8 protein-coding genes are annotated in these 8,144 nt (G+C 73.1%); 4 read left to right on the top strand and 4 right to left on the bottom strand.

Annotated elements, in window-relative coordinates:
• On the bottom strand, positions 1-183 hold a 183-nt coding region (locus Q0L15_RS08445; RefSeq protein WP_296603606.1), incomplete at its 3' end, for a hypothetical protein.
• Between the two features lie 148 nt (positions 184-331).
• Here Q0L15_RS08445 and pepN point away from each other — a divergent pair.
• Positions 332-2,788, top strand: a complete 2,457-nt coding sequence (gene pepN / locus Q0L15_RS08440; protein ID WP_296603605.1) for an aminopeptidase N — start codon at positions 332-334, stop codon at positions 2,786-2,788.
• Positions 2,789-2,807: 19 nt separating this feature from the next.
• Positions 2,808-3,644 carry a formate dehydrogenase accessory sulfurtransferase FdhD gene (locus Q0L15_RS08435; protein ID WP_296603604.1) on the top strand — a complete coding sequence of 279 codons (837 nt, stop codon included), beginning with the start codon at positions 2,808-2,810 and terminating at the stop codon, positions 3,642-3,644.
• A 156-nt stretch (positions 3,645-3,800) separates the two neighbouring features.
• Here the strand turns inward: Q0L15_RS08435 and Q0L15_RS08430 are convergent, their stop codons facing one another.
• The 3 genes from Q0L15_RS08430 to Q0L15_RS08420 form a co-directional block, all read right to left on the bottom strand.
• Positions 3,801-3,968 (bottom strand): hypothetical protein, encoded by a 168-nt coding sequence (locus Q0L15_RS08430; RefSeq protein ID WP_296603602.1) that lies wholly within the window; start codon positions 3,966-3,968, stop codon positions 3,801-3,803.
• A gap of 64 nt (positions 3,969-4,032) precedes the next feature.
• On the bottom strand, positions 4,033-4,272 hold the full coding sequence (locus Q0L15_RS08425) for a DUF6458 family protein (RefSeq protein ID WP_296603601.1): 240 nt from the start codon (positions 4,270-4,272) through the stop codon (positions 4,033-4,035).
• 110 nt (positions 4,273-4,382) lie between these two features.
• The gene (locus Q0L15_RS08420; RefSeq protein ID WP_296603600.1) at positions 4,383-5,996 is read right to left on the bottom strand and encodes a hypothetical protein; all 1,614 of its coding nucleotides are present in this window, start codon (positions 5,994-5,996) and stop codon (positions 4,383-4,385) included.
• Positions 5,997-6,107: 111 nt separating this feature from the next.
• Between Q0L15_RS08420 and Q0L15_RS08415 the strand changes: the two genes are divergently transcribed.
• The gene (locus Q0L15_RS08415; protein WP_296603599.1) at positions 6,108-7,289 is read left to right on the top strand and encodes an exonuclease SbcCD subunit D; all 1,182 of its coding nucleotides are present in this window, start codon (positions 6,108-6,110) and stop codon (positions 7,287-7,289) included.
• A partial coding sequence (locus Q0L15_RS08410) for an SMC family ATPase (protein WP_296603597.1) occupies positions 7,286-8,144 on the top strand: 859 nt, incomplete at its 3' end. The genes Q0L15_RS08415 and Q0L15_RS08410, both read left to right, overlap by 4 nt.

Below are 8,144 nucleotides of genomic sequence, written 5' to 3'. Positions count from 1 at the left end.
GACCGGCTGGCCGCTCGCGAGATCGGCGACCGGGAACGGAGTGGCGCAGTCACCCGTCGGGGCGGCGGCCTGGGCCGTCCCGCCGACCGCGCCGACGCCGGTGACCGCGGCGAGACCGAGACCTCCGACAGTGATCAGGGATGCCAGGGCGCGACCCCGGCGGTGAGCGATGAGCCGCTGCATGAGCGTCGATCCTCCCGAATGACCGGGCGCGTATCTCGCGTCCGTGACCATGAGACTCCCGAACCCGGCGCGAGGTTGCCCAACACGCAGAACATGCCCCATCGATGACGTCGGCGGCCTCCTTCGGACCCCGGCATAGGGTGGCCGGGTGAGCAGCCCGTACCGCAGCCTCCAGCAGGCGGAGGCCGTCGCCCGCCGCGCCCTCCTCTCCGTCGACGACTACGACGTCCGCCTCGACCTCGCGAGCGACGACCGGACCTTCGGGTCGGTCACGACGGTGCGCTTCACCAGCCGCGGCGGGCCGACGTTCCTCGACCTCAAGCCGGTCCGGGTCAACGAGATCCGGTTCGACGGCCGCGCCCTCGACCCCGACCTGCTCGACCACGGCCGGTTGCCGCTCGACACGGTCGAGGGCCCCCATGAGCTCGTCGTCGATGCCGTGATGCCCTTCCGCAACGACGGCGAGGGGCTGCACCGCAGCGTCGACCCCGCCGACGGTCGCCACTACGTCTACGGCATGTCGTTCATGGAGGCCGCGCCGACGGTCTTCGCATGCTTCGACCAGCCCGACCTCAAGGCGCCCTACACCTTCCACGTCCGGGCTCCCGAGGACTGGACGGTCATCGGCAACGCCCCCGGCACCAACCCGGAGCCGGGCGTGTGGGAGCTCGAGCGCACCCAGCCGCTCTCGACCTACTTCGTGACCCTCGTCGCCGGGCCCTACCACCTGATCCGCGACGAGCACGACGGCATCCCGCTCGGCCTCTCGGCCCGGGCGAGCATCGCCGGCGCGCTCGAGGCCGACGCCGACGAGCTGTTCACGATGACCAAGGCGTGCTTCGACGAGTTCCACCGCCTGTTCGGCATCCGCTACCCGTTCGGCGACTACCACCAGGCGTTCGTGCCCGAGTTCAACGCCGGCGCGATGGAGAACCCCGGCTGCGTCACGTTCCGCGACCCGCTGGTGTTCACGAGCCGGGTCACACGCGGCATGCGCATCCAGCGCGCGACGACCGTGGCCCACGAGATGGCGCACCAGTGGTTCGGCAACATCGTCACCCCGCAGTGGTGGGACGACCTGTGGCTCAACGAGTCGTTCGCCGAGTACATGGGCAACCGCGTCACCGCCGATGTCACCGAGTACGACGACGCGTGGACCCACAACGCCTACGCCCGCCGCCAGTGGGGCCTGGTCGCCGACCAGCGGCCCAGCACCCACCCGGTCGCCGGCAACGGCGCGGTCGACGCCGGCGCGGCGCTGCAGGACTTCGACGGCATCTCCTACGCCAAGGGCTCGAGCATCCTCAAGCAGCTCAACGCCGCCCTGGGCGACGAGGTGTTCTTCGCCGGGGCCATCGACCACTTCACGCGGCACCGGTTCGGCAACGCGACGATGCACGACCTGTTCGCGAGCTGGGAGCGCGCCGGCGCCGGCGACCTCTCCTCGTTCACCAGCAGCTGGCTGCGCACGGCAGGCCCCGACACGATCACCCTCGACCGGACCGCGGGCGTCGTCCGCCGCACTCCCCCGGCCGGCCACCCGGCCGACCGCTCCCACACGTTCCGCGTGGCTCGGGCCCTGCCCGAGGGCAAGTGGGAGGTCGCGCCGCTGACGGTGACCGGCCCGGAGACCCCGTACGACGCCGGCGAGGCCGCCGTCGTGCTCGACCCGTACGAGGACACCTGGGGGCTGGTGCAGCCCGACGCCACCACGGTCGCGGCGCTCAAGACGCTCCTGCCCCGCACCGAGGACACCCTGCTGCGCGCCGGGGTCTGGAACAACGTGCGCAGCGCGTTCCACAACGCCTCGATCGACCCGGCCGACGTGATCGACCTCGTCGAGGCGGGCCTGCCCGTCGAGGACAGCGACGACGCGCTCTTCTACACGATGCCCTGGGTGCTCTCGAAGGTCGTGCCGGTGACGCGCGACCCCGACGAAGCGCTCGCGCGGGTGCACCGCGCGACCCTCGCCAAGGCCCGGGACGCCGCACCCGGCACCCCGCTCCAGCTGGCCGCCTTCCAGGCGGCCGTCGCCTCCGCCGGGTCGCCGGACGACCTGCGCGGGTGGCTCGTCGGGACGCAGCTGCCGGCAGGGGTGGAGGTCGACCTCGACCTGCGGTGGCGCCTGTTGGTGCGCCTGGCGGTGCTCGGCGAGACCGACCGTGCGGAGCTGCAGGCCGAGCTCGACGCGGAGCCGACCGCGCGCTCGCGGGTCGAGCACACCCGGGCGGTCGCGTCGCTGCCGGACGCCGAGGCGAAGGCCTGGGCGTGGGAGCGGTTCACCGGCCAGGTCGACGTACCCAACTACGAGCTGGAGGCCGCGGGCCTCGGCATGTGGCGCGGCGGCCAGGAGGAGCTCCTCCAGCCGTACGTCGAGCGCTACTTCGCCGACGTCCCCGGCACTGCCCAGGTGCGCAGCGGCTGGGTGCTGGCCGACTCCGCCATGTGGTTCTTCCCGCTGCCGTTCGAGACCTCCGACACCCTCGAGCGCGCGCGGACGCTCATCGCCGACGACACCTTCGACCTCGCGATGCGACGACGCGTGGTCGACCTCGCCGACGAGCTCGAGCGGCGGCTCGCGATCCGGGCGGCCTACCCGGCGTGATCGGGCGGAGGATCGGGCCGTGACCGGCGACCGCGCACGGCGACCGGGTCCGACGGTCCGGGCCCGCGTGCACGAGCACCTCGCCGACGGCACCGAGCGCCGCCACGAGGACCGGCTGGCGACGGAGGAGCCGCTCGAGATCCGCCTCGCCTGGCCGGGGGCTCCGGCCCGTCGCGTGTGGGTGACGATGCGGACGCCGGGACACGACTTCGAGCTCGCTGCCGGGTGGTTGGTCCACGAGGGCCTGACAGCCGCCGGCGACCTGCAGAGGGTCGCCTACTGCACCGATGCCGACCTGACGCCCGAGCAGGAGTTCAACGTCGTGACGGTGACGCTGTCGACCGTCCCCCTCACCGAGCCGGGGCACCGGCACGTCGGCCAGTCGGCCGGCTCCTCGGCGTGCGGGGTGTGCGGCAAGGACAGCCTCGACGCAGCGCTCTCCGTGCCCAGCTCCGGCCGGTGGTCAGGGCCGCTGCCCTCGCCCGAGGTGGTCCGGGCCCTGCCGGCCCGGTTGCGCGAGGGTCAGTCCGTGTTCGCCCGCACCGGTGGCGTCCACGCCGCGGGCCTCGCCACCGCCGACGGGCGCCTGCTGGCCATCCGCGAGGACGTCGGTCGTCACAACGCCGTCGACAAGGTGACCGGCGCCCGGGTGCTCGCCGGCGCCTCGCCGGCCGAGGCCTGCCTGGTCGTCAGCGGCCGCGCCGGGTTCGAGCTGGTGCAGAAGGCCGTGGCGGCCGGCATCGGGGCGCTGGTGGCCGTGGGCGCGCCGAGCAGCCTGTCGGTGCGCCTGGCCGAGGACGCCGGGTTGGCGCTCTACGGCTTCGTCGCGGCCGACCGCTGCGTCCGTTACGCGTAGGAACGGCCTGCGTCCGGACAGCAGAGTGCCGGCGGCCCTGAAGTACGGGGGATGGTCGCCAAGGCCGCCGGCACCGGGTACCTGTCGGCACCCACCCGATCTGTTACATGCGATCGAAGTCGTCTAGACCACTACGCACTGCACGGTCGGCAGGTCTCACCGGAACGTCACTCCCCCACATCCGGCGCAGCCGTACTCCTCGGTCGCGTAGCCGTCCTCGTAGAGCACCGCGCTCTGGCGCCAGTCGTGCTCGTGGGCGGGCGCTGGGCCCGAGGCAACGCTCGGCAGGAGCGAGCCGGCCCCAGCCGACGCGATGATCCTCATCGGCCCTGGGCGCGCAGGCGAGACCCGCGCACAGCGGTGCTGTGCGCGGGCCCGTGCGGCGACATCAGATCTCCGAGCGGGTCTCGCGCACCGTGTGGCCGCCGTCCGCATGCGTGGTCGTCGACCGGACCTCCGCAGCGTTGCGACGGTTGAGCGTGAGCGCCGTCAGCACCAGCGCGAGCGCGCCGACAGCGGCCAGGATCCAGCCGACCATCGTGAGGTCGACCCCACTGATCGTGTCCTGGACGGCCAGCGCCAGGATCAGTCCGACAGCAAGCAGGAACACTCCAACGCCGTAACCCATGATCTTCTCCCTAGTGAGTCACCCCCGAACAACCTTGCGTCAGAGGGGTTTCCACTCGGGACGGTCGCCAAACTCGGCGCCGCCGGGCGCGGTTCGGCCAGACCCCGGGGTCAGCAGCCCGTCGCCGCGCGCCGCTTCAGCTTCGTGCCGCTCACCTGCTGGTGGCCGGTGTCGATCGGGAACCCACGCTGCCAGTCCGAGACCAGGCTGACCTGGTTCATCTCCTCCCGGCCCTGACCCACCAACGAGAGGCGCAGCGTCATCGGCCGGTCGGGGATGGCCCCGGGATCGGTCACCGACCCCACGACCCGGCCGTCGAGGAACCACGTGAGGTGGCCCTTGGACACCTCCACCGCGACGGCGTACGCCGAGTGCAGCGGGTTGGCCGAGGCGATGGCCGAGCCGCTCCAGGAGCCCTTCGGCGAGTCCACACCGAAGCGCACCCGGCGCGAGAACGCAGAGATGCTCGCGATCACGACGTGGCGGCTGCCGCACTGGTTGCCGGCGGCGTCCTCCGGCACGAGCTCGGCCTGCACGCGGTAGTCGCGCCCGCCGGTCTCGTAGGCGCCGCGGATCCGCATCCGCGCCTCCCAACGGCCCTGGGTGGCGGCGTTGCCGTGCAGCGTGGCCGTGGTGGTGCCGACGTCCCCGATGCCCGCGCCGTAGTAGCGCTTGCTGTCGAGCGTGAGCTGGCCGTTCTGCTTGCTGACCCGACCGGTCCCGTCGACCCAGTCGACCCAGTGGCCGCGCGGCCGGGAGCCGCGCGCCGGTCCGCCGGTGAGGGACTGGCCGTGCTCCCACGCGAAGTCCCAGTACAGCGGGTACCAGTCGTACCGCTCGCTGGCGGTGGGTGTCGGCGCCCCGCTGCCGAAGGCGGCGCTGTCCGGGGGCGGCAGCGAGACGGTGCTCAGCGCGGCGCGGCGCTCCTGCTCGTACTGCGCCCACGCGGCCGGTCCGACGTACACGTAGAGCGGGAACGACTGGGTCCAGCCGATCTCGTTGCCGTCTTGTCGGTAGTCCTCCTCGCGGACCCGGAAGACCGCGACCCCGGCAGGCTCGGTCAGCCCGCTGAAGCGGCCCAGTCCGTCGGTCCCGACGCTCGCCGAGGCGATCTCCTTCCAGGTGTCCCCGTCGACGCGCCGCTGCAACGTCAGTCGCCGCCCCGGGAACACCGGAAGACCCTGGGAGGAGGGGCTGCGGAAGATGTTGTCCGGGGTGGTGTCGACGGTGATCTCGAAGGGCCGGTCGGCCGCCACGAGCGCCGGGTCGCCGGTGTTGTTCTCCCGCTGGCCGGACACCCGCAGGGTCAGCTCCTGGGTCTTGGCGAGGAACAGCTTGGAGGCGGAGACGTGGGCGCCGGCCTTGACCCGGTAGCGGATGTTGAACATGCCGGGCGCCGGGTAGGTGAACTGGAAGGTGCCGTCGGCGCGGGTCCGGGCGCGGAAGCCGTCGACCGTCGTCCACCGGTCGCCGGGGCGACCCATGTGCAGCTGGAGCTGCAGGTCGCGAACACCGGGCGCGCCGACGCTCCCCGTCCAGGTGAGCAGCTGCCCGCCGACGTACGTCGAGGGGCTCACCGACAGCGACGGCGAGGCGGCCTCCGCCGACGTCGTCAGCGGCACCGTGACGAGGGCGAACGTGGTGACGACCAGGATCATCGCGGTGAGCGCACCCAGCCAGCGGGGTCGCGGAACGGCCTGACGGGACCCGAGAACAGCCTGCATGGGAGACAGATCGGCCGTCGCGGCCCCATGTTGAGGCAGATGCGCGCGACGACCCGGTCACACTCGGCGCGTCCCCGCCGCGATGTCGGCGCCCGCTCCTAGCGTTGCCGTGTGCGCATCCTCCACACCTCCGACTGGCACCTCGGGCGGTCCTTCCACCGCGAGGGCATGCTCGGGCACCAGGCTGCGTACGTCGACCACCTGCTCGAGGTCGTCGACCAGGAGGCGGTCGACCTGGTGGTGGTCGCAGGCGACGTCTACGACCGGGCGCTCCCCCACGTCGACGCCGTGCGGCTGGCCGACGAGACCCTCGCGCGGCTGGCCGCGTCCCGCGCCCAGGTGGTGCTCACCAGCGGCAACCACGACTCCGCCCAGCGCCTCGGGTTCAGCTCCCGGCTGATCGACGCCTCCGGCGTCTTCATCCGCACCGACGCCTCCGGCGTCGGCACCCCGGTGCTGCTCGAGGACGAGCACGGCGAGGTCGCGGTCTACGGCATCCCCTACCTCGACCCCGACGCCGTCCGCGAGCCGTGGGGGCTCGCCGTCCGCAGTCACGAGGCGGCGCTGTCCGCGGCCATGCACCGGGTGCGTGCCGACCTCGCCACCCGCCCGCGCACCCGGTCCGTGGTGCTCGCCCACGCCTTCGTCGCCGGCGCGCCCACCCAGGTGCAACCCAGCGACTCCGAGCGCGACATCAGCGTCGGCGGCGTGTCCCTGGTGCCCACGGCGGTCTTCGACGGAGTCGACTACACCGCGCTCGGCCACCTGCATGGTCCCCACACGCTCAGCGAGTCGGTGCGCTACTCCGGGTCCCCGCTGGCCTACTCGTTCTCCGAGGCCACCCAGGTCAAGGGCTCCTGGCTGGTCGACCTCGACGGCTTCGGCGTGCGCGAGGCCGACTTCCTCCCCGCGCCCGTGCCCCGACCGCTGGCCCGCCTCCGAGGCACCCTCGACGAGCTGCTCGCCGACCCCCGGCACGAGCAGCACGAGCACTCCTGGGTGCAGGCGACGCTCACCGACGACGTCCGCCCCCTGCAGGCGATGGACCGGCTCCGGCGCCGGTTCCCGCACACCCTCGTGCTGGGCTTCGAGCCCCCCGCCGGTGCCCCTGCCGGCCTACCCACCGCCCTCCCGCACGGCCGCTCCGATCACGCCATCGCCCTCGACTTCGTCCAGCAGATGCGCGGCGGCCCGGCCACCGAGGCCGAGTCGGCGCTGCTGCTCGCCGCGTGCGACGCCTGCTGCGAGGACCCCGACGTCGACATGCTCGTGTCCGAGATGGCGGCACCGTGAGGCTCCACCACCTCGAGATCACCGCCTTCGGGCCGTTCGCGGACACGGTGGCGGTCGACTTCGACGAGCTCTCCGAGGCGGGCCTCTTCCTGCTCTCGGGCCCGACCGGCTCGGGCAAGACCAGCGTCCTCGACGCCGTGTGCTTCGCGCTCTACGGCGACGTGCCGGGTGACCGCAGCTCTGCCAAGAGGCTGCGCTCCGACCAGGCCGCCCCGGGTGTGCGGCCCCGAGTGACCCTCGAGGCGACGCTCTCCGGCCGCCGGTTCCGCATCGTGCGGTCGCCGTCCTGGGAGCGGCCCAAGAAGCGCGGCTCCGGCACCACCACCGAACAGGCCTCGGTGGTCATCGCCGAGCGCATCGACGGCTCCTGGGTGACCCACTCCACCCGGCTCGACGAGACCGGCCACCTCGTCACGCGGCTCGTCGGCATGAACACCGCGCAGTTCACCCAGGTCGCGATGCTGCCGCAGGGCCGGTTCCAGGCCTTCCTCCGAGCCCGGTCGGAGGAGCGCCACCACCTGCTCCAGCAGCTGTTCCGCACCGGCCGCTTCGAGGACGTCGAACGCTGGCTGCGTGAGCGCCGGCTCGCGCTGTCGCGCCACGCCGACGACGTACGCCGACGCGCCGACGAGCTGGTCCACCGGGTCAGCGAGGTCACCGGCGAGCCCCAGCCCGAGGACGATCCCTCCGCCTGGGCGCACGGTCTGCGTGACGCTGCCGCCCGCGAGTGCGCCGCGGCGGCCGCGGCCGCCGCGACCGCTGCCGAGCACGAGACGGCCGCCCGCTCGGTCTGCGAGGACGGACGTCTGCTCACCGAGCGCCGCGCCCGCCTCGACACCGCTGCCGCCGAGCACC

The sequence above is a fragment of the Nocardioides sp. genome (genome assembly GCF_024509035.1).
In the GTDB taxonomy this organism is placed as follows: domain Bacteria; phylum Actinomycetota; class Actinomycetes; order Propionibacteriales; family Nocardioidaceae; genus Nocardioides.
Note: the sequence above shows the minus strand (reverse complement) of the source record. Positions and strands in the feature narration are given on the sequence as shown.